Origin of the sequence: Nonomuraea sp. NPDC049421 (genome assembly GCF_040677005.1) — a bacterium.
In the GTDB taxonomy this organism is placed as follows: domain Bacteria; phylum Actinomycetota; class Actinomycetes; order Streptosporangiales; family Streptosporangiaceae; genus Nonomuraea; species Nonomuraea salmonea.
In genome coordinates this window covers 23,148-44,556 of record NZ_JBFAQA010000039.1, presented here as the reverse complement: position 1 = coordinate 44,556, position 21,409 = coordinate 23,148, and the positions used below count along the sequence as shown (strand labels likewise).

17 protein-coding genes are annotated in these 21,409 nt (G+C 72.3%); 13 read left to right on the top strand and 4 right to left on the bottom strand.

The window, feature by feature from the left end:
* Positions 1-71: 71 nt before the first annotated feature.
* Positions 72-407: a bacteriocin fulvocin C-related protein gene (locus AB0K18_RS43960; protein ID WP_364927111.1), complete on the top strand. Its 336-nt coding sequence runs from the start codon at positions 72-74 to the stop codon at positions 405-407.
* A gap of 6 nt (positions 408-413) precedes the next feature.
* On the opposite strand, the gene AB0K18_RS43955 is transcribed toward AB0K18_RS43960, so the two are convergent.
* A complete protein-coding gene (locus AB0K18_RS43955; protein ID WP_364927109.1) occupies positions 414-1,199 on the bottom strand; it encodes a serine protease in 786 nt (261 codons plus the stop codon).
* A gap of 25 nt (positions 1,200-1,224) precedes the next feature.
* Complete coding sequence (locus AB0K18_RS43950) at positions 1,225-2,754, bottom strand: alpha/beta fold hydrolase (RefSeq protein WP_364927107.1); 1,530 nt, start codon at positions 2,752-2,754, stop codon at positions 1,225-1,227.
* Positions 2,755-2,997: 243 nt separating this feature from the next.
* Here AB0K18_RS43950 and AB0K18_RS43945 point away from each other — a divergent pair, with 243 nt between their 5' ends.
* From AB0K18_RS43945 to AB0K18_RS43935, 3 genes are all read left to right on the top strand, one after another.
* Positions 2,998-3,891 (top strand): NmrA family NAD(P)-binding protein, encoded by an 894-nt coding sequence (locus AB0K18_RS43945; RefSeq protein WP_364927104.1) that lies wholly within the window; start codon positions 2,998-3,000, stop codon positions 3,889-3,891.
* Positions 3,892-3,953: 62 nt separating this feature from the next.
* A complete protein-coding gene (locus tag AB0K18_RS43940; RefSeq protein ID WP_345385290.1) occupies positions 3,954-4,112 on the top strand; it encodes a hypothetical protein in 159 nt (52 codons plus the stop codon).
* A 95-nt stretch (positions 4,113-4,207) separates the two neighbouring features.
* Entirely contained in the window at positions 4,208-6,721 is a 2,514-nt protein-coding gene (locus tag AB0K18_RS43935; protein ID WP_364927101.1) for a polysaccharide lyase family 8 super-sandwich domain-containing protein, read from the top strand.
* Here AB0K18_RS43935 and AB0K18_RS43930 read toward each other — a convergent pair.
* On the bottom strand, positions 6,715-7,581 hold the full coding sequence (locus AB0K18_RS43930; RefSeq protein ID WP_364927098.1) for an alpha/beta hydrolase: 867 nt from the start codon (positions 7,579-7,581) through the stop codon (positions 6,715-6,717). The genes AB0K18_RS43935 and AB0K18_RS43930 overlap by 7 nt on opposite strands.
* Before the next feature lie 86 nt (positions 7,582-7,667).
* On the opposite strand from AB0K18_RS43930, the gene AB0K18_RS43925 reads away from it, so the two are divergent.
* The 9 genes from AB0K18_RS43925 (at position 7,668) to AB0K18_RS43885 (ending at position 20,781) form a co-directional block, all read left to right on the top strand.
* Positions 7,668-8,246 (top strand): ABATE domain-containing protein, encoded by a 579-nt coding sequence (locus tag AB0K18_RS43925; RefSeq protein WP_364927095.1) that lies wholly within the window; start codon positions 7,668-7,670, stop codon positions 8,244-8,246.
* An 82-nt stretch (positions 8,247-8,328) separates the two neighbouring features.
* Complete coding sequence (locus tag AB0K18_RS43920) at positions 8,329-9,561, top strand: family 16 glycosylhydrolase (RefSeq protein WP_364927092.1); 1,233 nt, start codon at positions 8,329-8,331, stop codon at positions 9,559-9,561.
* Positions 9,562-9,943: 382 nt separating this feature from the next.
* Positions 9,944-10,981: a LacI family DNA-binding transcriptional regulator gene (locus AB0K18_RS43915; RefSeq protein ID WP_364927089.1), complete on the top strand. Its 1,038-nt coding sequence runs from the start codon at positions 9,944-9,946 to the stop codon at positions 10,979-10,981.
* 259 nt (positions 10,982-11,240) lie between these two features.
* Positions 11,241-13,406 (top strand): alpha-galactosidase, encoded by a 2,166-nt coding sequence (locus AB0K18_RS43910; protein ID WP_364927086.1) that lies wholly within the window; start codon positions 11,241-11,243, stop codon positions 13,404-13,406.
* A 48-nt stretch (positions 13,407-13,454) separates the two neighbouring features.
* Positions 13,455-14,777, top strand: coding sequence for an ABC transporter substrate-binding protein (locus AB0K18_RS43905; protein ID WP_364927083.1), 1,323 nt, complete (start codon positions 13,455-13,457; stop codon positions 14,775-14,777).
* A gap of 19 nt (positions 14,778-14,796) precedes the next feature.
* The gene (locus AB0K18_RS43900; protein WP_364927081.1) at positions 14,797-15,714 is read left to right on the top strand and encodes a sugar ABC transporter permease; all 918 of its coding nucleotides are present in this window, start codon (positions 14,797-14,799) and stop codon (positions 15,712-15,714) included.
* Complete coding sequence (locus tag AB0K18_RS43895) at positions 15,711-16,589, top strand: carbohydrate ABC transporter permease (RefSeq protein ID WP_364927079.1); 879 nt, start codon at positions 15,711-15,713, stop codon at positions 16,587-16,589. The genes AB0K18_RS43900 and AB0K18_RS43895 overlap by 4 nt, the downstream gene beginning before the upstream one ends.
* A 26-nt stretch (positions 16,590-16,615) precedes the next feature.
* The gene (locus AB0K18_RS43890; protein ID WP_364927077.1) at positions 16,616-19,207 is read left to right on the top strand and encodes a hypothetical protein; all 2,592 of its coding nucleotides are present in this window, start codon (positions 16,616-16,618) and stop codon (positions 19,205-19,207) included.
* 317 nt (positions 19,208-19,524) lie between these two features.
* The gene (locus AB0K18_RS43885; protein ID WP_364927075.1) at positions 19,525-20,781 is read left to right on the top strand and encodes a cytochrome P450; all 1,257 of its coding nucleotides are present in this window, start codon (positions 19,525-19,527) and stop codon (positions 20,779-20,781) included.
* Between the two features lie 3 nt (positions 20,782-20,784).
* Here the strand turns inward: AB0K18_RS43885 and AB0K18_RS43880 are convergent, their stop codons facing one another.
* On the bottom strand, positions 20,785-21,354 hold the full coding sequence (locus AB0K18_RS43880; protein ID WP_364927071.1) for an XRE family transcriptional regulator: 570 nt from the start codon (positions 21,352-21,354) through the stop codon (positions 20,785-20,787).
* Between the last annotated feature and the right edge of the window lie 55 nt (positions 21,355-21,409).

Here is a 21,409-nt window from a genome sequence, read left to right as displayed (position 1 = left end):
GGTGGGGCTGAGGAGTAGCATGAGGTCTCCCCCGGGGGGAGAGTCCACCCGTCCCGAGCGGCAGGAGCCCCATGGACGAGACGTACGACGCGTTCATCGCCCACCCCGTGGCCGAGAGGCGGCGGCTCTATCAGGACCTGTCCGGGCAGGAGCGCAGCGATCTCTGGCTTGAGCAGCTGCTCCGCTTCCGCGCCGACAATCCCGAGCTGACGGCGGAGCAGCGCGGCGTGCTGGACGAGGCCGAGGCACTGATCCGTGACGCTTCGACGTTCGAGCCGGGCAGCCCGCCCACCCCCGGCCTCGAGCGGGTCGGCGAGGCGGCGATCGCCGCCTTCGGCAAGGACACCGCCCTCCTGCTGCTGGCCAGTCTCGGGCCGCCCGACGGCGACACCTGCTCCATCGCCTGACCAGGCTCAGGCGCGCCGCGGATCGGGCCTCGGCAGCAGGCAGCCCGGCCGGTCGAGGTCGAGCCGGTTGCCGGTGGTGAGGCAGGTGGTCAGCCAGTACGTCTGCGTGCCGTACGCGATCGACTTGTGCTTGGTGATGACGCCGTCGCGGTCCATCTCGCACGGGTTGTCCTGGGTGCAGGCGCCGCCGTCGCGGTTGCTGGTGTTGTTGATGCCGACGACCTGGCCGCTCCTGACGTCCACGACCGGGGAGCCGGAGCTGCCCGGCCCGGTCTGGCACGTCTTGGTGTAGCGCAGCACGTCCTCGGTGACGTAGCCCGACTCCAGCACCCGGTAGGCGAGCCGGTCGATCGCGCAGGTGAAGACCTTCTTCAGGCCGCCGGAGAGCACCTTGATCCGGGTGCCCGGCGCGGGGCGGGCGGCCGCGAGGGTGAGCGGGCGGACCTGATGGTCGCGCTCCAGCCGCCGGTACGTGGTGCCGAGCCGGTAGAGGGCGACGTCGGTGCCGGTCATCGTGACGTACGCGGCCCTTTCCGCATGCACGGCGGCGGCCGGTCGCCCGGCGTCGTCGAGCAGCCGGATCAGGCGGTGGGATGGCCGGTCCACCAGCACTTCGCCGGGCACCGGCCAGGCGCCTTCGTAACAGTGACCGTTCGTCAGGACGAGTGCGGGGTCGTCGGGGGTGCTGGCCGGGGTGCGTACGAGGGCGCCCGAGCAGCCGTTCACCTCCGCGGTGCCGGCCAGGCCCGACACCGGCGAGAGGAGGGCGGCGAGGAGCATGAGGATGCGCATCTGGGGGTCCGTTCTATGAGAGAGGTCACTGCATGCCGGGGCAGGTGCCCGTGGCGGTGCGGCCGGTGCGGAAGAACGCGACGGCCTTGTCCGCGCACGGCAGCTTGGCCAGCGAGGCGTGCGCGTCGTCCTGGACGGTGAGCAGGGCGCCGCCGGCCGCCTTGACCGTGTCGACGGCCCACGCGTACGGCGTGGTGGCCTCGTCGACGTGGCCCGACACCTGCAGCGGGCTCGCGCCCCTGACCGGCCGCCACGGCTGCGCGGGCCACGGCCAGCCGGCGCACCAGCTGCCGAACTGGATGCCGCCCCCGGTCGCCGGGTACGTGCGCCGCCTGGCCTCGGCGTCGGCCCACAGCCGGCCGAAGTCGCGCCCGCCGGTGCCCTCGTTGCAGAAGACCCCGTTGTACTGGGTGGAGTTCAGGCCGAGCGGCGCGTCATCGAAGCCGTACACCGGGGCGGTGCCGGAGCTCGGGCGCGCCGAGCGGGGGACTCCGCCGTCGCGCGCGGTCGCCAGATCTCTGGCGGCGGTGGCCCAGCCGGTCGCGTCGAGGCCGAGCAGGCTCCTGACCCACTCGCCGTCCAGCCTGGCGCCCTTGCCCGCCGGGCGCGGCTTCCTGGTGAGCTTGTCGCGCAGGGCGAAGACGGCTTCGCGGGCCTGCTGCGGGGTGGCGCCGAAGTGGTACTCGGGGTCGTGTCCGGCCAGCCAGGTGACGAAGCCGTCGAAGTTGCGCTCGGCGACCGCGTTCACGGCGGCGTCCATCGCGGCGAGGTCCATGACCGGCGGCATCACCGAGTCCAGCCACATCCGCTCGACGCGGGTGTCGAACAGCGAGCGGTAGTTGAGCCCGACCGCGGTGCCGTACGAGACGCCGTAGAAGCTGATCTTCGTTTCGCCGAGCGCCGCCCTGATCGTGTCGACGTCCCGGGCGATGTTCCTGGTGGTGAGCTGCCTGGCGAAGGCCGGGTCCAGGGCGGTGCACCGCTTGTTGGCGGCTGCCATGTGGTCGAAGAGCGCCTTCGCCTGCGCCTTGGCCGACGCGCCCGCCGGTGGCTCGAACGCGCCCTCGTCGCAGTCGATCCTGTCGCTGTAGCCGACGCCGCGCGGGTCGAACCCGATCAGGTCGTGGTCGGTGGCCAGCGGGGCGAGGCCGTTGGCGGCGTAGCTCGACGGGGCGGTGATGTTGGAGATGCCGGGGCCGCCGGGGCTGATGACGAGCACGCCCCGCCGCTTCGCGGGGTCTGCGGCCTTCAGCCGGCTCACCGCGATCTTGATCTTCCGCCCGTCCGGCTTCGCGTAGTCCATCGGAACGGTCACCAGCGCACATTCCGACTTGGTGTCCTCCGGCGCCGGCCAGTCCTTGGCCGTCGTGGCACACGGCCGCCAGGTGAGCGCCTCCGCGCCTTGCCCAGGAGCGGCGTTCAGGCCGGCCGGCGGCGAGCCGGCGTGAACGCCGGGAGCGGTGCCGGCGGACGCGGCGGCCGCCGGTGGGGCGGTGAGGCAGGCGACCGCCGCCCCCGCCAGCGCGGCCTGGGCGAGGTTTCTGGTGCTGGGCATCGTCGTGTCTTTCCGTGGTGCCGCCCGCGCGCCGCCCGGCACGCGGGGCACGCCGTACGGCGCACTCGGGACATCCTGGGCGACCTGCCCATCCATCGTGTATCGGTCACCGCGCGGGCTCGTATCAATGCCAGACATTTATCTGCGCAAGCAACAACAGGGAATAGTTGTCTGCGCAACCATGTTGTTCGGCGACGTACACGGCCGGTGGCGACCGCCGCCGGCCGGGAAGGAGAGACACTCATGTCCACCGTTTTCGTGGCAGGCGCGACCGGCACGCTCGGCCGCCTCGTCATCGGCGGCCTCCAGCGGCGCGGCGCCAGGGTCCGCGCCCTCGTCAGGCCGGGCAACACCGAGGGCCGCAGGGCGCTCGGCCAGGACGTCGAGGTCGTCGAAGGCGACATCCGCGACCCCGCCGACCGGCTCGCCCGCGCGCTGGAGGGCTCCGACGTGATCGTCTCCGCCGTCCAGGGCGGCGCCGACGTCATCATCGACGGCCAGGCCAACCTCCTGAGCGCGGCCGAGCGGGCCGGGGTCCCCCGGCTGATCCCGTCCGACTTCTCACTGGCCATCGACCGGCTCGATCACGGCGACAACGACTTCGCCGACCTGCGCAGGAAGGCCGCCGAGTCGTTCGCGGGCAGCCCCGTGGCGACCACGTCGGTGCTCTGCGGCGCCTTTCTGGAGGTGCTCAACCAGCCCTTCTACAACTGGGTGGACTGGCGGTCCGGCACCTTCAGCTACTGGGGCGACGGCGACCAGCCGATCGACTTCTCCACCATGACCGACACCGCCGAATGGACGGCCGAGGCGGCGCTCGACCCGGCCGCCGCCGGCCGCACGGTGCGGGTCGCGGGAGACGTGCTGACACTGAAGGAGCTGCACCAGGCGATGGAGCGCGGCTCGGGCCGGCGACTCCAGGCCCGCAGGCTCGGCGGGGTCGGCGAGCTGAAGGCCGAGATCGACCGCCTCCAGGCCGGCGGGGCCGACCCGTTCGCATGGCTGCTGCTGCAGTACACGTGGGCCATGGTGAGCGGGAAGGGCAAGCTCGACCCGCTCGACAACCACCGCTACCCCGGCGTCCGCCCGACCGGCGCAAAGGAGTTCTTCCGCCAGGCCATGAGCCCCTCGGCCTAGGCTTGCGCACGACCGGTGCCCGGCGAGAGAGTGACGTTGTGGATCGTACGGACATCTCCCGGATGAGAGCTGAGCGAGCGGTCCATCGCGCCCTCCGGCACAAGCGGCGGGTGAACAGGGCGCTGCGCCGGGCGTCGGTCGTGGCGGCCGCGATCGTGATCACCTTCATGGCGGTGCTCGCGATCGTCGTGACGGCCTTCGGCCTCCAGCACTGGTGGTGACGGGCGAGGCTCTTCCTGTGAAGCCGATCGGCGATCATGTACGGTGAGGCCCAGCCGTATCCCCCCTAACGGCCTGGAGTAAAGCAGTGCCGCACATGTCCCGCCGTCAGGTGCTCTCCCTCGTCCCCGCCGCCGGTCTGCTGGCCGTCGCCACCCCGGCCCGCGCCGCCACAGCAGGCCGAGCCGCTGTGTCAGAAGCCGTGTCAGGAGCCGTACAGGCCGTCGATCACGGACGCCTGCTCGCCAACACCGTCGCCATCCTCGCCGGCACCCCCGAGGTCAACGCCCGGCCGGAGGTGGCGGGCAAGCTCACCGCCATCGTCAACGCCGCCAGGCAGCGGCTGACCGCCATGGACCAGGCGGGCGACGGCGAGCTGTTCGCCGGTCTGGCGCTCGGCACCGACGACGTCAACCTCCGCCTGGCCTACCAGTACCTGTACGAGATCGCGCTGGCCACCCGCACCCCCGGCAGCGCGCTGGAGGGCGACGCCACCGCCGCGCGGCGCGCCGCCGACGGCCTGGCCTGGCTGCACGAGCGGTACTTCGGCGACCAGTCGGCCGGCTACTACGGCAACTGGCACAACTGGGAGATCGCCATCCCCACCCACGTCAGCAGGACCCTCGCCCTGCTGCCCGACGAACTGCGCGGCGACCTGACCCCGCCCTACCTCGCCTCGTTGGACGCCTACCTGCGCAACGGCAAGGACGGCGACGTCGATCTCGACTCCCGCTTCCACACCGGCGCGAACCTGGCCGACATCACCGCCAACCGCATCCTGCAGGGCGCGCTCACCGGCGACGACGCCCGGGTCGCCAAGGCGATCGCCGACCAGTCGACGGTCTTCGCCACGATCGACCCGTACAACCTGCGGCACGGCAACACCGACGGTTACTACGCCGACGGCTCCTTCATCCAGCACCACTCGGTCGCCTACACCGGCTCGTACGGCCGCGCCCTGCTGACCCGCGTGGTCCAGACGCTCAACATGCTCCAGGGCGCCACGACCGGGTTCGCCGACCTGCCGGCCGTGGTGTACCGGTGGATCAGCGACGGCTTCGCCCCGCTGATCTTCGAGGGCTGGATGATGGAGATCGTCAAGGGGCGCGCGGTCTCGCGTACCACCAGCGGCTACACCGACCTCAACGTGATCGTGGAGGCCATCGCCGACCTGGCCGAGCACGTCGACGACCCGCTGCCGCTGAAGAAGTACCTGCGGTTCCTGCCGGCCGCCGACACCACGGCGTTCGTCTCGCCGGGCGGCATCGCCCGCTACGCCGCCGTCCGCGCCGACGCCTCCGTCCCCGCCGCCGACCTCAACCCGGCCGCGCGGTCGGTGGCGTTCAACGCGATGGACCGCACCGTGCACCGCCGTCCCGGCTACGCGTTCGCGCTGGCGCGCAGCTCGGAGCGGATCAGCAAGTACGAGTACATGAGCGGCGAGAACCTCGTGCCCTGGTTCCAGGGCGACGGCGCCTACTACCTCTACCTGTCGGGCGAGGACCAGCGGGAGGTGTACGGGGTCGACTACTACACGACCGTGTCGCCGTACCGGCTGGCCGGGGTCACCGCGCCGGTGGAGGAGCGGCGGACGATCCCCGAGCTGTACGGGCGCCTGTGGTACGAGAACCCCGGCCACCCGCTGAACTTCACGTCCTCGTCGGAGTCACAGAACACCTACGTGTACTTCCCGCGCGGCGAGAACGCCTTCTCCGGCGGGGCCACGCTCGGCGCGTACGGCGTGGCGGGCATGGTGCAGTCCGACGACGTGGCCTACACCGCCAAGCAGGAGGGCCTGCTGCCCGGCGACTTCGTGGCCTACCGCAACGCCCGCGCCACCAAGTCGTGGTTCATGTTCGACGACGAGATCGTGGTGCTGGCGGCCGGCATCTCAGGGCAGGGCGGGCGCGACGTGGTGACCACCGTCGACAGCCGCATCGCCGCGCCCGATGACGCGGTGGCGCTCACCGGCGAGCGCTGGGACGGGCGCGCCTGGCAGGCCGGCGGCGCGGCCACGCCCCTGCGGTGGCTGCGGTACGCCAACGGCACCCGGGGCACCTCCGTCGGTTACGCCTTCCTCGCCAGGCGGCCGGTCACGGCGGGGCTGGAGACGGTCACCCGCAGCCGCAGGGTCGTCAGGACCGGCAACCCCGACACGGCCGTCACCAAGAACGTGTTCACCGCCACCGTCGCGGGCGACGACGCACTGGCGTACGCGCTGGTCCCCCACGCCACCGAGGCCGCGCTGCGCCGCTACGCCCGCGGCCCGGTGAGCGTCGTGGCCAACACCCGCGACGTGCAGGCCGTCCGGCACGACGGGCTCGGCATCACCGCCTGCACCGTCTTCGCGAAGGGGCCGCGCCTGGCCGGCCGCCTGCTCGTGGACGGCCCGGCCGCGCTCATCGTGCGGCAGTCGGGCAAGCGCACCGAGGTCGCCCTGTCCGACCCGACGATGCAGCGCGACCACGTCTCGGTGCTCGTGCCCGGCCGGCCGCTGCGGGTGTCGGAGGCCGGCGAGGGCGTCACCGTACGGCGCGTGCCGGGCGGCACCCTCGTCCGGGCGACGACCCGGCACGCCTACGGCCGGACGTTCACCGCCGTCCTTCACTGAGTGCGGTTCAGGAAGGCCGCCACGAGCGGGGCGATCTCCGCGACGTGGGTCTCCAGCGCGAAGTGCCCGGTGTCGAACAGGTGCAGCTCGGCATCGGGCAGGTCGCGCAGGTACGCGCGGGCGCCCGCCTCGGTGAAGAACGGGTCGTGCTCGCCCCACACGATGAGCGCGGGCGGGGTGTGCTTGCGCAGCCATGCCTGCCAGCGGTCGTAGCTCTCGACGTTGGTGTGGTAGTCGAACAGCAGCGCCGCCTGGGCGTCCTTGTGGCCCGGCCGCTCCAGGAAGTGGTGGTCGAGCGTCCAGCCGTCCGGGGCCACCAGGGCCTGGTCGGGGACGCCGGTGACGTACTGGGCGCGGACGGCGTCCAGGGTCAGCTCGGCGCGCACGCGCTGCTCGGCGCCCGGCATGTCCGGGCGCTGTGAGAGCAGCTCGATCGCGGCGTCCGACAGGCCGTCCGCGTAGGCGTTGCCGTTCTGGACGATCAGGCCGGCGATCCACTCGGGGTTGCGCTCGGCGACGCGGAAGCCGACCGGGGCGCCGAAGTCGAAGACGTACAGGGCGAAGCGGGTCAGGCCGAGCGCGCGGACGAAGCCCTCGGTGAGGTCGGCGAGCCGGTCGAAGGTGTACGTGTAGCCGGCCGGGGCCTCGGTGTGGCCGGAGCCCGGGTGGTCGGGGGCGATGAGCCGGTAGCGGGAGGCGAGCCGGTCGAACAGGCCGCGGTACTGGTGGGAGGCCGACGGGAAGCCGTGCAACAGCAGCAGGACGGGTGCGTCGGCGCGGTCCGGCAGGGACTCGCGGTAGAAGACGCGGACTCCGTCGACGTCGACGTGGCGGTGCGCGGTGCGGGCTGGTGCGGTCATCTCTAATGCCTTCCTTCGTTGCTGATGCATTAGATACAACCTGGCGCTTCCCTAATGTGTCAAACCCGTCGCATAGCATTAGGGGCATGAGTGATCCCGGTCCCCTGGTCGGCGAGCCCCTCGCGCTCGACCTCGTCAACACCCGCAACGCCGACGGCGACCACCTGGCCACGCCGCAGGCGCTGCGCAGGTGGCTGGACCTGGAGGCCGCCCGGTTCCCCGTCGTCCAGGACCTCGCGGTCTCCGACGCCTGCCTCGCCGCCGTCCGCGAGGTGCGCGAGCACACGGCTCGGGCGCTGGAGTGCGTACGGCGGGGCGAACAGCCGCCCCAGGAAGCCCTCGACGCGCTCAACCGCGCCCAGCGCGCCGCGCCCGCCATCACCGAGCTGGCCTGGGACGGCGGCGCGGTGATGGCCGCCCGGCGGCGCGCCGGATCGGCGGCGGACCGGCTGGCGGCCTGGCTCGCCGAGGCGGCGGCCGAACTGCTGACCGACCCGGCGGTGACCACCGTCCGCGCGTGCGAGGCGGACGACTGCGTGACACTGTTCCTGCCCGCGCACCCCCGCCGGCGCTGGTGCGCCGCCGCCCGCTGCGGCAACCGGATGCGCGTCGCCCGCCATTACCAGCGCGTCAGATCCGCCGGGGGACGCATCGACGAGAAGTGAGAGAGCGCTCTCTTGACAGGAGCACTCAAGTTGCCGGAAGGTTTCCGTAAACTCACCCCCGTGGATCCGATGAGGTAACCACATGGCACGCACCCCCCGTTCCAGAATGCTCCTCGCCATCGGTACCGCCCTCGCCGCGATCGCCGCTCTGGTCGCTCCCATGACCGGCACCGCGAGCGCCGCACCCGCCCCAGGCCCGCTCGTCTGGTCCGACGAGTTCGACGGCCCCGCCGGCAGCGCCGTCGACTCCTCGAAGTGGCGCTTCGACATCGGCGGTGGCGGCTGGGGCAACAACGAGCACCAGTACTACACCGACAGCACCCGTAACGCCGCCAAGGACGGCAACGGCAACCTGGTGATCACCGCCCGCCGCGAGAACCCGGCCAACTACCAGTGCCACTACGGCACCTGCCAGTACACCTCCGCCCGCCTGCTCACCGCCGCCACCTTCACCCGCACGTACGGGCGGTTCGAGGCGCGCATGAAGCTGCCGCGCGGGCAGGGCATCTGGCCGGCCTTCTGGATGCTCGGCGGCACGTCGGGCTGGCCCGACAACGGCGAGATCGACATCATGGAGAACATCGGCCGCGAGCCGAACACCGTCCACGGCACCATCCACGGCCCCGGCTACAGCGGGGGCGGCGGCATCGGGGCCGGCTACACGATCGGCGCCCCGTTCGCCGACGCCTTCCACACCTTCGCCGTCGACTGGTCGCCGAACCTCATCGTCTGGTACGTGGACGGCGTCGAATACCAGCGCCGCACCCCCGCCGACCTGGGCGGCAACCGCTGGGTCTTCGACCACCCGTTCTTCATGATCATGAACGTGGCGGTCGGCGGCAACTGGCCCGGCTACCCCGACGGCAGCACCACGTTCCCGCAGACCCTGACCGTGGACTACGTCCGCGTCTACGCCCCGCCGGCCACAGGCGGCGGCGGCCAGATCACCGGCATCGGCGGCAAGTGCGTCGACGTGGCCGGCGCCGCCACCGCCAACGGCACCCCTGTCCAGCTCTGGGACTGCAACGGCACCGGCGCCCAGAGCTGGAGCTGGAACAGCGACGGCTCGGTCCGCGCGCTCGGCAAGTGCATGGACGTGACCGCCGGCTCCACCGCGAACGGCGCGAAGGTGCAGCTCTACGACTGCAACGGCACCGGCGCGCAACGCTGGACCTACAACTCCGGCACCGGCCAGATCGTCAACCCGCAGTCGGGCAGGTGCCTCGACGCCACCGACGTCAGCTCCGCGAACGGCACCCGCCTGCAGATCTGGGACTGCTCCGGCGGCACCAACCAACGCTGGACCCGCACCTGACCCTTCACCCTGACCTCTCACGCTGACCTCTCACCCTGACCCGCGGGAGCCCGCACGCGTACCCCCGTGCGGGCTCCCGCATCGACCAGCCGCCGCACGCCCACGCGCCCGCCGTTCCGGCGGGCGCTTCCCCGCTCCGACCGGGCAGCAGGGACTGCGCGTCGATCGCCCGCGCGACCCTCTCCCGCCGAGCCGCCGCCTGTCATTCCTTCCGCCCGCCGAAACACCCTTCCGGCGGGCGTTGGTCCTCACCCGCCGCAACCAATTCCCTTTCGTGTTGTGGGAGAGCGCGTTCTCCGTCGAGAAATCCGCCGTGCGGAAAAGGCGTTCGTGCGGGACCGGGCCGGGCCGGGGGCGGATGATCAGGTCATACGATGGGGAGGTGGCTCCGACTTCCCCGCGCGCGTCCCGTGACGCGGCCGTACCCAGCATCAGGGACGTCGCCGCAGCGGCGGGAGTGTCGTACCAGACGGTCTCGCGGGTGCTCAACGACTCGCCCAGGGTGCGTCCCGAGACCCGCGCCACCGTCCTCGCCGCCATCGAGCAACTCGGCTTCCGTCCCAGCCGCACGGCCCGCGCGCTGAGCCTCGGCCGGGCGCGCGGCATCACCGTGGTCACCTCCGACACCGTCCTCTACGGCTACGCCGCCACCCTCCAGGGCATCGAGGAGGCGGCCCGCGCGGCCGGGATGTCCGTGAGCGTGCGGGTCGTGGAGTCGGCGGAGCCGGCCGAGGTGCGGCAGGCCGTCGAATACGTCAGCGACGCCAGCGCCGGCGCCGTGGTGGTGATCGCCTTCGACACGACCGGCGTCGCGGTGCTGGAAGCGCTGCCGGCCCACGTACCGGCGGTGGCGGTGGCCGAGCCGGCCGCGCCCGACCGTGGCAGGGTCGCGATCGCGCTGGACGAGCGGGGCGCCGCGGCCGACGCCACCCGGCACCTGCTCGACCTGGGCCACCGCACGGTGCACCACGTGGCGATCCCGTCCGAGGGCGGTCAGGGCGGCCGCCTGGCCGGCTGGCGCGACGCGCTGCACGCGGCCGGGGCCGCCGTCCCCGAGGTGCTGGGCTGCGGGTGGGACATCGCCTCCGCGTACGCGGCCGGGCGCGAACTCGCCGCCGACCCGCAGGTCACGGCCATCCTGTGCGGCAACGACGACATCGCGCAGGGGGTGCGGCGGGCACTGTACGACGCGGGCAAGGACGTGCCGGGCCACGTCAGCATCGTCGGTTTCGACGACATCCCCGGCGCCGCCTACTGGACACCCGCGCTGACCACCGTACGCATGGACTTCCCAGGGCTCGGCCGCGCCTGCTTCGACGCCGCCATGGCCGAGCTCTCCGGCCACCCCCAGCCGGCCCCTCGCCTGGTCCCCCCGGCCCTGATGATCCGCGAATCCACCGCCCCGCCCCCGCCCGCCTGACGCGGCCGCACCCAAAACACGCCCGCCCCTGCCACCTGACGCGGGCTCACTCCGAACACTCCCCGCTCCCGGTCCTCCGCCGCGCGCCCGCTTGGAACACACCGCGCCCAACCGCCTGACACGGGCTCGCTCGAAACACGCATGTAACGATCCGGCAAAGGAGGCTTTCGCCGGAGGCGTGTGACCGTTCACACTGGCGAGCATGTGACCGGTCACATCATGGCCGGATCCGTGGGATTGCCGGAAAGAGAGAGCTTGCATGCCTGCTGATGTCGTGGAGACCCTGCGCTGGGGCCATTCGGGGCTCGCGCTCGCGCTGGAGATCCGTCCGGATCGCCCGGTGACGCTGCGCGAGCTGTCGCCCGGCCAGGCGGCGGCGCCCACGCGGACGTCCCAGCCCGTCGTGGAGGTGCTGGTGCCGGGCGAGGGCCGGGCGCGCGCCTCGCAGCGGCTGTCGGAGACGGCGGTGGGCCTCAGGCTGCGGTACGCGGGCGCGGACCGCTCGTCGGAAGACGGCCGGCACGAGCTGCGGGTACGGCTGCGGGACGAGGCCTCGGAGCTGGGCGCCGAACTGCTGCTGGAGTCGTACGAGGGCGTGCCCGCGCTGCGGGCGTCGGTCCGGGTGACGAACCTGGGCACGGCCCCGGTGCCGCTGCTGGCGGTGACCTCGTTCGCGGCCGGCTTCCACGGCGGCCCGGCGAGCGACCTCGACGTCCTGTACGCCGACAGCGCCTGGCTGGGCGAGAGCCGATGGATCCGGCGCCCGCTCGCCGACCATCTGCCCGACCTGGGCCTGGAGGGGCACGGCCACGGCCGGGGCGCGTTCGCGCCGACCAGTTCCGGCACGTGGTCGAGCGGCCGGTACGTCCCGATGGGCGGCCTGTCCGAGCGCGACTCCGGACGTACGTGGCTGTGGCAGATCGAGCACAACGGCCCCTGGCGCTGGGAGGTCGGCGACCGGCTGGACGGCGTCTACGCCGCCCTGTCGGGCCCCACCGACCTCGACCACCAGTGGAACCACCCGCTCGCGCCCGGCGAGTCGTTCACCACGGTGCCGGTCTCGGTGGCGGTGTCGGCGGACGGCCTGACGGGCGCGGCGGCGGCGCTGACCGCGCACCGGCGCGCGTCGCGGCGTCCGCATCCGGACCGGGAGCGGCTGCCGGTCGTGTTCAACGACTACATGAACACGCTGATGGGCGACCCGACGACGGACAAGCTGCTGCCGCTCGTGGACGCCGCCGCCGCGGCGGGCGCCGAGGTGTTCTGCGTGGACGCCGGCTGGTACGACGACGGCGGCGACTGGTGGGACAGCGTCGGCGAGTGGCGTCCGTCGAGCACCCGGTTCCCCGGCGGCATCGAGGAGGTGCTGGCCCGCATCGCGGAGCGCGGCATGACGGCCGGGTTGTGGCTGGAGCCCGAGGTGATCGGGGTGCGCAGCCCGATGGCCGGGAAGCTGCCGGACGAGGCGTTCCTGCGGCGCGGCGGCGTACGGGTGGCCGAGCACGGCCGCTACCACCTCGACCTGCGCCATCCCGCCGCCGTCGCGCACCTGGACCAGGTGGTGGACCGGCTGGTCACGGAGCTGGGAGTGGGCTACTTCAAGCTCGACTACAACATCAACCCGGGCGCGGGCACCGACGTGGACGCGTCCAGCGCGGGCGCCGGGCTGCTCGCGCACAACCGGGCCCACCTGGCCTGGCTGGAGTCGGTCCTCGACCGCCATCCGCACCTGGTGCTGGAGAACTGCGCGTCCGGCGCGATGCGGATGGACTACGCGATGCTCTCGCGCCTGCAGCTGCAGTCGACCAGCGACCAGCAGGACTTCCTGCGTTACCCGCCGATCGCGGCCGCCGCTCCCCTGTCGGTGCTGCCCGAGCAGGCGGCCAACTGGGCGTACCCGCAGCCGGACATGACCGAGGAGGAGGTGGTGTTCGCGATGTGCACCGGGATTCTCGGCCGCCTCTACTTGTCGGGCAACCTGCACCTCATGGACGAGCGCCGGCTCGCCCTGGTCAGGGAGGGCGTGGCGGTGCACGGCCGGCTGCGCCCGGTGCTGCCGCGCGCCACCGCGTGCTGGCCGCTCGGCCTGCCCGGCTGGGACGACCCCTGGCTCGCCTTCGGCCTCCGCGACACCGCCCATGCCGGCAACGCCCGCTCGACCGACGCCGCCTCAAGCAAAGCCGCCGAAGCCGACGGCGCCGCTCTTGACGATCTTTATGTGACCGTCTGGCGGCGGCCAGGCGAGCCGGACAGTGCGGTGCTCTCCCTCCCCCACCTGCGCGGCCGCGACCTGGACAGCACGATCGCCTACCCGGAGGCGGCCGAGGGGTGGCGGCTCGCCTGGGATCCGGGGGCCGCCGAGCTGACCGTCACGGCGGACGTACCGCCGCCCACCGCCCGCATCCTGCACCTCCGCCCCCGCTAGTCCCCCCCAGAACCGGCCGACAGCGTGACGAGACCGAAGGACGTTATCGTGCGAACCGCCCCCCGTACCGCGATCATGGTCGCGGCAGGCGCCCTCCTGGCGCTCACCGCCTGCAGCGATCCCGCCGCCGGACCGGCGGCCACCGCCGGGGCCGCCCCGGCCGCCTGGCCCGACCCGAGTGCCCGCCTGGACGGGGTGACGCTCACCGTCTGGGCCGCCCAGAACAGCACGACCGTCCCCAAGGCGGTCACCGACGCCTTCTCCCAGGCCACCGGGGCCAAGGTGGAGGTCGTCACCGTCCCCGACCCGTACGAGCAGGGCGTGCAGACCAAGGTCGCCACCGGCGACAAGCCGGACCTGGCGTTCTGGCAGCCGACGGCGTCGATGCTGACCGCGCTGAACGCCCGCGCCAACCTGCAGCCGCTGGACGGCGCCCCGTGGATCGAGAAGCTCTCGCCCGAGCTGCGCGACATCACCGGGATCCTGGACAGGACGCGGTACGCGGCGCTCATCACCAGCCCCGCCGTCGAGGGCGTCTACTACAACAAGGAGGTCTTCGCGGCCAACGGCGTGAAGGAGCCGCCGAAGACGTTCGACGAGATGGTGGAGCTGGCCCGCAGGCTCAAGGGCAAGGGCGTCACCCCGTTCTTCGAGATGGCCGGCGACAAGTGGGCCACCCAGTGGTGGGTGCAGGTCCAGCTCGCCGACGCCGCCAGGGACGGCCTGTGGGAGCGGATCAACACCGGCAAGGAGACGTTCGAGGACAAGACGGTCCTGGACGCGATCAAGACCTACAAGGGGCTGATCGACGAGGGGCTGTTCAACGCCGACATCAAGACCGCGACGTTCGAGGACCAGGGCGAGGCGCTGCTTTCGGGCAAGGCGGCGATGGCGGTGCAGGTCAACTCGTTCTTCGGGCAGCTCCAGGCCAAGGCCGACACGGCCGAGCTGGATGAGAAGATCGGCTTCTTCCCGATCTCGCCGTCCGGCAACGTGGGCACGTCGATCCCCGACCAGTCGAACGCGCTGGTGGCCTTCCGCACCGGTGACGAGAAGCGGGAGACGGCGGCGCGGCAACTGCTGGCGTACTGGATGGGGCCGGGTTACGGCGCGTTCGTCGCCGACCGCAAGACCGTGTCGCTGCGTCCTGACGTGCCGACGCCCGACGGGGTGCCGCAGGCACTGAAGGACGTGCACGCCTCGCTCGGCGAGTCGGTCGGGTCGATGCAGTCGCTCGCGGTCGCGAACCCCGACCTTTATCTCAACCTGGCCGACATGATCACCGGCAGTCTGACGCCCGAGCAGGTGGCCGCCGCCACCCAGAAGCAGTTCGCGCAGCTCGCCAAGGCCGCCGGCGCGCCCGGCTTCTGACCTGGGAGCAGCAGTGCTCATGACCAGAGAGCGGTCCGCCCAGGAGACGCGCCGTCCGCCCGCCGGGGCGGGCAGGAACCGCACGCACCCGATGTGGTTCCTCGTCCCGGCCTTCGCGATCCTGTTCGTCTTCTTCTTCCTGCCGACCCTGTTCAACTTCGTCTACGCGTTCACCGACTGGTCGAGCTTCAAGAGCGAGATCCGTCCCGTGGGCCTGGACAACTTCGCCGCGCTGCTGTCGGACGGCACGCTGTTCGGCGCGCTGCGCGTCACCCTGATCTACGCGGTGCTGGTGGCGGTGTTCCAGAACCTGTTCGGCTTCGGCCTGGCGGTGCTGCTGGAGCGGGACACCTGGCTCAACAGGGCGGCCAGGGTGGTGTTCGTCATCCCGGTGCTGATGTCGGCACTGGCGGTCGGCTACCTCTTCCAGGCCCTGCTCAAGCCCGACGGCAGCCTCAACGGGCTGCTGTCGGCGCTGACCGGGCAGCAGGTGGAGGTCGCCTGGCTGGGCAGCACCACGTGGACGCTGGTGCTGGCCGCCGTCATCCACGCCTGGAAGTGGATGGGCCTGTCGATGCTCATCTACCTGGCCGGCCTGAAGTCGGTGCCGGAGGACGTCGCGGAGGCGGCCCGCATGGACGGGGCCTCGCCGTGGCAGGCGTTCTGGGCGGTGCGCTTCCCGCTGCTGGCGCCGGCGATCACGTTCAACGTGGCCACCTCGCTGCTCGGCTCGATGAACGGCTTCGACATCGTGCAGGCGCTCACCGGCGGCGGCCCGGCCCGCAGCACCGAGATCCTCAACATCTTCATCTACCGCACCTTCGGCCAGGGCCTGTTCGCGCAGGCCACGACCATGAGCCTGGTGCTGTTCCTGATGGTGACGCTGCTGGCCTTCCCGGTGATCCGCATCCTGCGCAAGAGGGAGGAGATCCTGTGACGGCGCCTGTCTTCGGCGGTCCCGGCCGCGCGCGTGCCGCCCGGCCGCTGCTCTCGCGGGGCCTGGCCGCCCGGCTGCGTCCCGTCGCGGTCGTCGTGCTCGTCCTGCTCGTGATGGGCGTACCGCTGTGGCTGGTCGTGGTGACGGCGGGCAAGTCGCAGGCCGAGGCGCTCTCGCCGGACCTGTCGCTGCCGTCGAGCTGGCACCTGTGGGAGAACCTGGCCCAGGTCTGGGAGCAGGGCGAGGTGCCGGCGGCGTTCCTCGGCAGCGTGCTGGTGGTGGCGCCGTCGGTGGCGCTGGTGCTGGCGCTGGGGTCGATGGCGTCGTGGATCCTCGCCCGCCGCGCCTCGCGGCTCGTCGCCGTGCTGTACGCGCTGGCCATCAGCGGCATCGTGCTGCCGCCCGCCGTGGTGACGATCGTGCTGCTGCTGCGCCAGCTCGGCCTGGCGGGCAGCCTGGTCGGGATGGTCGGCGTCTACGTCGGCATCTACCTGTCCACGGTGATCTTCTTCGTGACGGGCTTCGTGCGTACGGTGCCGCTGTCGCTGGAGGAGGCCGCCCGCATGGACGGCGCGGGCCCGCTGCGGGTGTTCTTCTCCGTCATCCTGCCGCTGCTGCGCCCGGTGCTCGCCACCGCGACCATCCTCATCTGCCTGTACGTCTGGAACGACGTCTTCTACGCCTTCTTCGTCATCGGCGGCCGGCTGGACACGCTGCCGCTCAACCTGTTCCAGGTGGCCAACGCCGGGCTGTACCTCAGCAACTGGCACCTGATCTTCGCCTACATCATCCTCATGAGCCTGCCGCTGCTGGTCGTGTTCGCCGTCGCCCAGCGCAGGATCATCTCCGGCATCACCGGCGGTGCCGTCAAGTAGCCCCCCGCTTATCAGGAGGTTGTCCCATGCCCAGACACCGGTTAGGACGGCACGCCCTCGCGTCCGCCGTCGCGGTCGTGACGCTCGCCGCAATGACGTCGGCCCCGGCCACCGCAGCAGCACCTGACGTGGTCGCCGTGGACTTCGCGCAGCGCACCGGCCCCGTGCACGGCGGCGCGACCGGCGGTCTCTACGCGCTGTCCGACCCCGGCGTGCCGGGCGACAGCCTGGTGGCCGGCGCGCGTCCGCGTACGGTCGCGCAGAAGGCGCCGGACGGCGAGCAGCATCCCAACGGCGACGCGCTGACCGTCGCCGACGGGTTCTTCGCCGCCGGCGGCGACGAGGTCGTCATCTACATGCAGGACGTCTACAGCCGCTGGCCGTACCAGGACCTCGGCATCGAGGACTACCTGGCCAAGGTCGAGACGATGGTGCGCAAGGTCGTCCGCGAGCGGCCCGACGACAAGGACAGGTTCGTCTGGGTGCCGTTCAACGAGCCCGACTGGATCTGGTACGAGGACTGGGCCACGCAGAAGGAGCGCTTCTTCTCCGACTGGAAGGCGGTGTTCGAGCGCATCCGCTCGATCGACCCCGCCGCCCGCATCGTCGGCCCCAACGAGGCGTTCTACCGCCCGGAACGGCTGCGCGACTTCCTCACCTGGGCCAAGGACACGCCCTGCGCCGGGCAGGACGACTGCCTGCCGGACATCATGGCCTGGCACGAGCTGCAGCGTGAGCGGCTCGCCGACTACCGCTCGCACTACGAGCACTACCGCGCGATGGAGGGCGAGCTCGGCATCGGCCCGCTGCCCATCAACATCGACGAGTACGGCAACCGCCGCGACATGTCGGTGCCCGGCCAGATGATCCAGTGGATCTCCCTGTTCGAGGACACCAAGGTGGACGCCGACATGGCGTACTGGACGTACGCCGGCAACCTCGGCGACCACGCGGTGCGCACCCGGCAGGCGAACGGCGGCTGGTGGCTGCTCAAGTGGTACGCGGACCTGACCGGCCGGACCGTCAAGGTGACCCCGCCGCGCCTGAACGCCGCCGACACCGTGCAGGCGGTCGCGGCGCTCGACGAGTCCGCGCGGCGCGGCACGATCCTGGTCGGCGGCGGTGCCGCGCCGATCAGGCTGGACGTGTCCGGGCTCGACCGCCGCGTCTTCGGCGACCGGGTGGACGTCGTGGTGTCGAAGACGACCTGGACCGGGTACGAGGGCGACGCGACCGAGCCGCCGGTCGTCGCCGCGACCCGGGCCAAGGTGTCGGGCGGCGCGATCACCGTGGACGTGCCGGGTGGTGACGTGATGGCGGCGTACCGGGTGACGGTCGTGCCGTCGAGCGGCCCCGCGCCCGCCGCGGACGCGCCGTGGTCGGTGTCGGTCGAGGCCGAGTCGGCCACGCTCACCGCCGCCCGCGTCTTCGACCAGGACACGACGGCCGATCCGCAGCTGTACGCCACGTCCGGCAAGCGCGACGTCGGCGGCATGAACCAGGACGACTCCGCCGTCACGTTCCCGGTCACCGTGCCCCGCGACGGGCGCTACCGGCTGGGCGTCTACCAGGGCACGAACAAGGCGCCAGGACGGCACGCGCTCTTCGTGGACGGCAAGCTCGACCGGATCGTCCAGTATTCGGCGGACCTCGGGTGGACCTACCGGGGCAGGACCGACGTCGAGATCGAGCTGAAGGCGGGCACGCACGAGCTGTCGCTGCGCACGAGCACCGGCGACGGGACGCGGCTGCCGGGCAGCGACGTGACGCTCGACAGGTTCGACCTGACCGAGGTGCGCGGGCCGCACCGGGCGGTCCACGGGGCCGACGAGGCGCGGCTGTCCGGCGGCGCGCGGATCACCAGGGGCGGCAAGGGGCCGGCCGTGGTGCTGGGCGGCAAGGCGCGGGCGACGTACTTCGTGGCGGCGCGCGAGGACGGTTACCACGACCTGACCTTCTCCTACCACGCCGGCGGGCGTGGTGACCTGCGGGTCTCCGTGGACGGGCGGGAGATCCCCGGCCTGCGCGCGACACGGCCCGGTGAGGGCGCGTCGCGGGCGCGGGTCTACCTGCCTGCCGGGATCTCCAAGGTCGAGGTGGGCGGCCCGGCCGGGCTGGAGCTGCGCGCGCTGACCACGGTCAGGGCCACCGCGTCGGACGGGACCGTGCACCGGGTGGAGGCCGAGCGGGCGCCGCTCGGCGGGAGCGCGAAGACGGTGACCGTCCCGGGGACGAGCGCGTCCAACGCCTCGGGCGGCGCGTACGTCACCGACCTGGGCGGCGATCCCGCCGGCACCCTCACCCTGGCCCGCCCCGACGGCTTCGGCCCCGGCGCGTACGTGCTGGTCGTCCACTACGGCAACGCCGACAGGAACACCGGGCACCCCTACAACACGGATGTGATCAGCCGGCACCTCGACATCACGGAAGCAGGAGGCACGACGACGCGCGGCGTGTTCCGCCACAACTACGCCTGGGACGAGTTCTGGCCCCAGGCCACCCCGCTCACCCTCAAGACGGGTGACGGAGCACTGACCATCGGCAACGCCACCGCCCCAGGCCCGAACGTGGACCGCCTGGAGCTGGCCCGCCTGGTGGCCGAGGTCTCCAACCGCTGAGCCCGCAGCGGGAAAGCGCGCCGGGGCCTTCGGGCTCCGGCGCGCCGGCGCTCTCGGGGCCTTCCTGATCCGGCGCGCCGGCGCTCCTCGGGGTCATAATGCAGGCGGGGGCCGGTCCGCCGGGGGGACTGGCTCCACCGCGGCTCGGGAGCGTCCTCCCCAGCAGGCGGCGCACCACCGTCCGCACACCCGCCGACCAGGAGCCCGCCACCATGCCATCGCCATCCCCATCGCCATCGCCATCCCCATCGCCATCCCCATCGCCATCGCCTTCACCATCGCCCACCGACCCGCTCACGCACGAACGCGTCCACGGCATGACCGTCGCCGAGGCGGGGCGGGTGCTGGCGACGCCCGCCGCGTACGCCGATGAGGGGCTGCTGCACGCGGCGCTCACGCTGCTGCGGCGGGAGGCGCCCGTCCACTATGTGCAGGCTGACGGCTATAACCCGTTCTGGGCGGTCACCAAGCATGACGACGTACATGCCGTCGAGCGTGACCACACACTCTGGCTGAACGCGCCGCGCCCCGTGCTGCGCAGTGCCGCGCTCGACGCGGCCCTGCAGGAGCGGCGGGCGCAGGGCAAGGCGCTGGCCAGTCTCGTGCACCTCGACGAGCCCGAGCACCGGCCGCTGCGGGCGATCGCCGCCGACTGGTTCCGGCCGAAGGCCATGCGGGCGCTGCGGGACCGGGTGCGCGAGCTGGCCCGCAGGCACGTCGATCTCATGGCCGAGCACGGCTCCAGCTGCGACTTCGCCCGGCAGATCGCCGCGCCCTACCCCCTGTACGCGATCCTCGCGCTGCTCGGCCTGCCCGAGTCCGACTATCCGCTGATGCTGCGGCTCACCCAGCAGTTGTTCGGCCACGACGACCGCGACAAGGGAAGCACGGCGGCGGGCACGCCGGGCGCGCACATGGGCGCCCTGGAGGAGCTGTTCGCGTACTTCCACGACCTGACCGCGGCCCGCCGCGCGCGGCCGACCGGCGACCTGGCCTCCTGCATCGCGGGCGCGCGCATCGACGGCCGCCTGCTCGACGACACCACGATCGCCTCCTACTACATCCTCATCGCCACCGCCGGCCACGACACCACCAGCTCCACCGTCGCGGGCGGCCTGGAGGCGCTCATCCGCCACCCCGGCGAGCTGGACCGGCTGCGTCGCGACCCCGGCCTGCTGCCCTCGGCCGTGGAGGAGATGATCCGCTGGGTGAGCCCGGTCACGTCGTTCATGCGCACGGCCCGCGCCGACACCCACGTACGCGGTGTCCCGATCGCGGCGGGCGAGTCGGTGCTGCTGTCGTACCCGTCGGCCAACAGGGACGAGGACGTCTTCGACGAGCCGTTCCGCTTCGACGTCGCCCGCGACCCGAACCGGCACCTGGCCTTCGGCACCGGCGTGCACTACTGCCTGGGTGCGGCGCTGGCCAGGATGGAGGTGGCGGCGCTGTTCGCCGAGCTGCTGCCCCGGCTGGAGAGCGTCGAGCCGGACGGCGAGCCGGCGTGGACGGCGACGACGTTCGTCGGCGGCCTGAAGCGCCTGCCGATCCGTTACCGGCTGACGCCCGCCTCGTAGGGCTCAAGCCTCCTGGCCCGGACGGTGGCCGCGGCGGGCGTCGCGGTCGAAGATGCCGATGACCTCGCAGGGCCGCCCCTCTGCGCCGATGGCGTGCGGCAGCATCGTGGGGAACTCGGCCGCCTGGTTCGTCTCGACGCGCAGCCGCCGGTTGCCGAGCAGGAGCACGGCGGTGCCGGACAGGACGACCAGCCATTCGCGGCCGGGGTGGGCGCGCATGCGCGCGGGGTTGTCGGGGGGCGGCTCGGTGATGCGCTGGCGTACGACGCTCAGGCCCGGGTCGGCCTTGACCGGCCAGCGCATCAGCTGGTGGGAGGCGTCGATCATGGGGTTGCTGATGACGTCGTCGCCGGCGGTCTCGACGAGCTGGTCGAGCGAGGTGTCGAGGGCGCGGGCGAGGGTGACGAGGCTGTCGAGCGCGAGGCGGCGCTGACCGTTCTCGATGCGGCTGAGCGTGGACTGGCTGAGCCTGGCACGGGCGGCCAGCTCCTCCAGTGACCAGCCCTGGGCGACGCGCAGGGCGCGGATCCTCTTGCGTACCAGGCTGTCGAGGTCGTCATCGTCTTGCGTCATGGGCAACAGCTTATGCTTCAGCGGCAAGCCGCGGCTACGTTCGCAGGACCACCTG

Coding starts and splice junctions, on each gene's coding strand:
- AB0K18_RS43960 (WP_364927111.1), top strand. CDS start 72: ATGGACGAGACGTACGACGCGTTCATCGCCCACCCCGTGGCCGAGAGG.
- AB0K18_RS43955 (WP_364927109.1), bottom strand. CDS start 1,199: ATGCGCATCCTCATGCTCCTCGCCGCCCTCCTCTCGCCGGTGTCGGGC.
- AB0K18_RS43950 (WP_364927107.1), bottom strand. CDS start 2,754: ATGCCCAGCACCAGAAACCTCGCCCAGGCCGCGCTGGCGGGGGCGGCG.
- AB0K18_RS43945 (WP_364927104.1), top strand. CDS start 2,998: ATGTCCACCGTTTTCGTGGCAGGCGCGACCGGCACGCTCGGCCGCCTC.
- AB0K18_RS43940 (WP_345385290.1), top strand. CDS start 3,954: ATGAGAGCTGAGCGAGCGGTCCATCGCGCCCTCCGGCACAAGCGGCGG.
- AB0K18_RS43935 (WP_364927101.1), top strand. CDS start 4,208: ATGTCCCGCCGTCAGGTGCTCTCCCTCGTCCCCGCCGCCGGTCTGCTG.
- AB0K18_RS43930 (WP_364927098.1), bottom strand. CDS start 7,581: ATGACCGCACCAGCCCGCACCGCGCACCGCCACGTCGACGTCGACGGA.
- AB0K18_RS43925 (WP_364927095.1), top strand. CDS start 7,668: ATGAGTGATCCCGGTCCCCTGGTCGGCGAGCCCCTCGCGCTCGACCTC.
- AB0K18_RS43920 (WP_364927092.1), top strand. CDS start 8,329: ATGGCACGCACCCCCCGTTCCAGAATGCTCCTCGCCATCGGTACCGCC.
- AB0K18_RS43910 (WP_364927086.1), top strand. CDS start 11,241: ATGCCTGCTGATGTCGTGGAGACCCTGCGCTGGGGCCATTCGGGGCTC.
- AB0K18_RS43900 (WP_364927081.1), top strand. CDS start 14,797: ATGACCAGAGAGCGGTCCGCCCAGGAGACGCGCCGTCCGCCCGCCGGG.
- AB0K18_RS43890 (WP_364927077.1), top strand. CDS start 16,616: ATGCCCAGACACCGGTTAGGACGGCACGCCCTCGCGTCCGCCGTCGCG.
- AB0K18_RS43885 (WP_364927075.1), top strand. CDS start 19,525: ATGACCGTCGCCGAGGCGGGGCGGGTGCTGGCGACGCCCGCCGCGTAC.
- AB0K18_RS43880 (WP_364927071.1), bottom strand. CDS start 21,354: ATGACGCAAGACGATGACGACCTCGACAGCCTGGTACGCAAGAGGATC.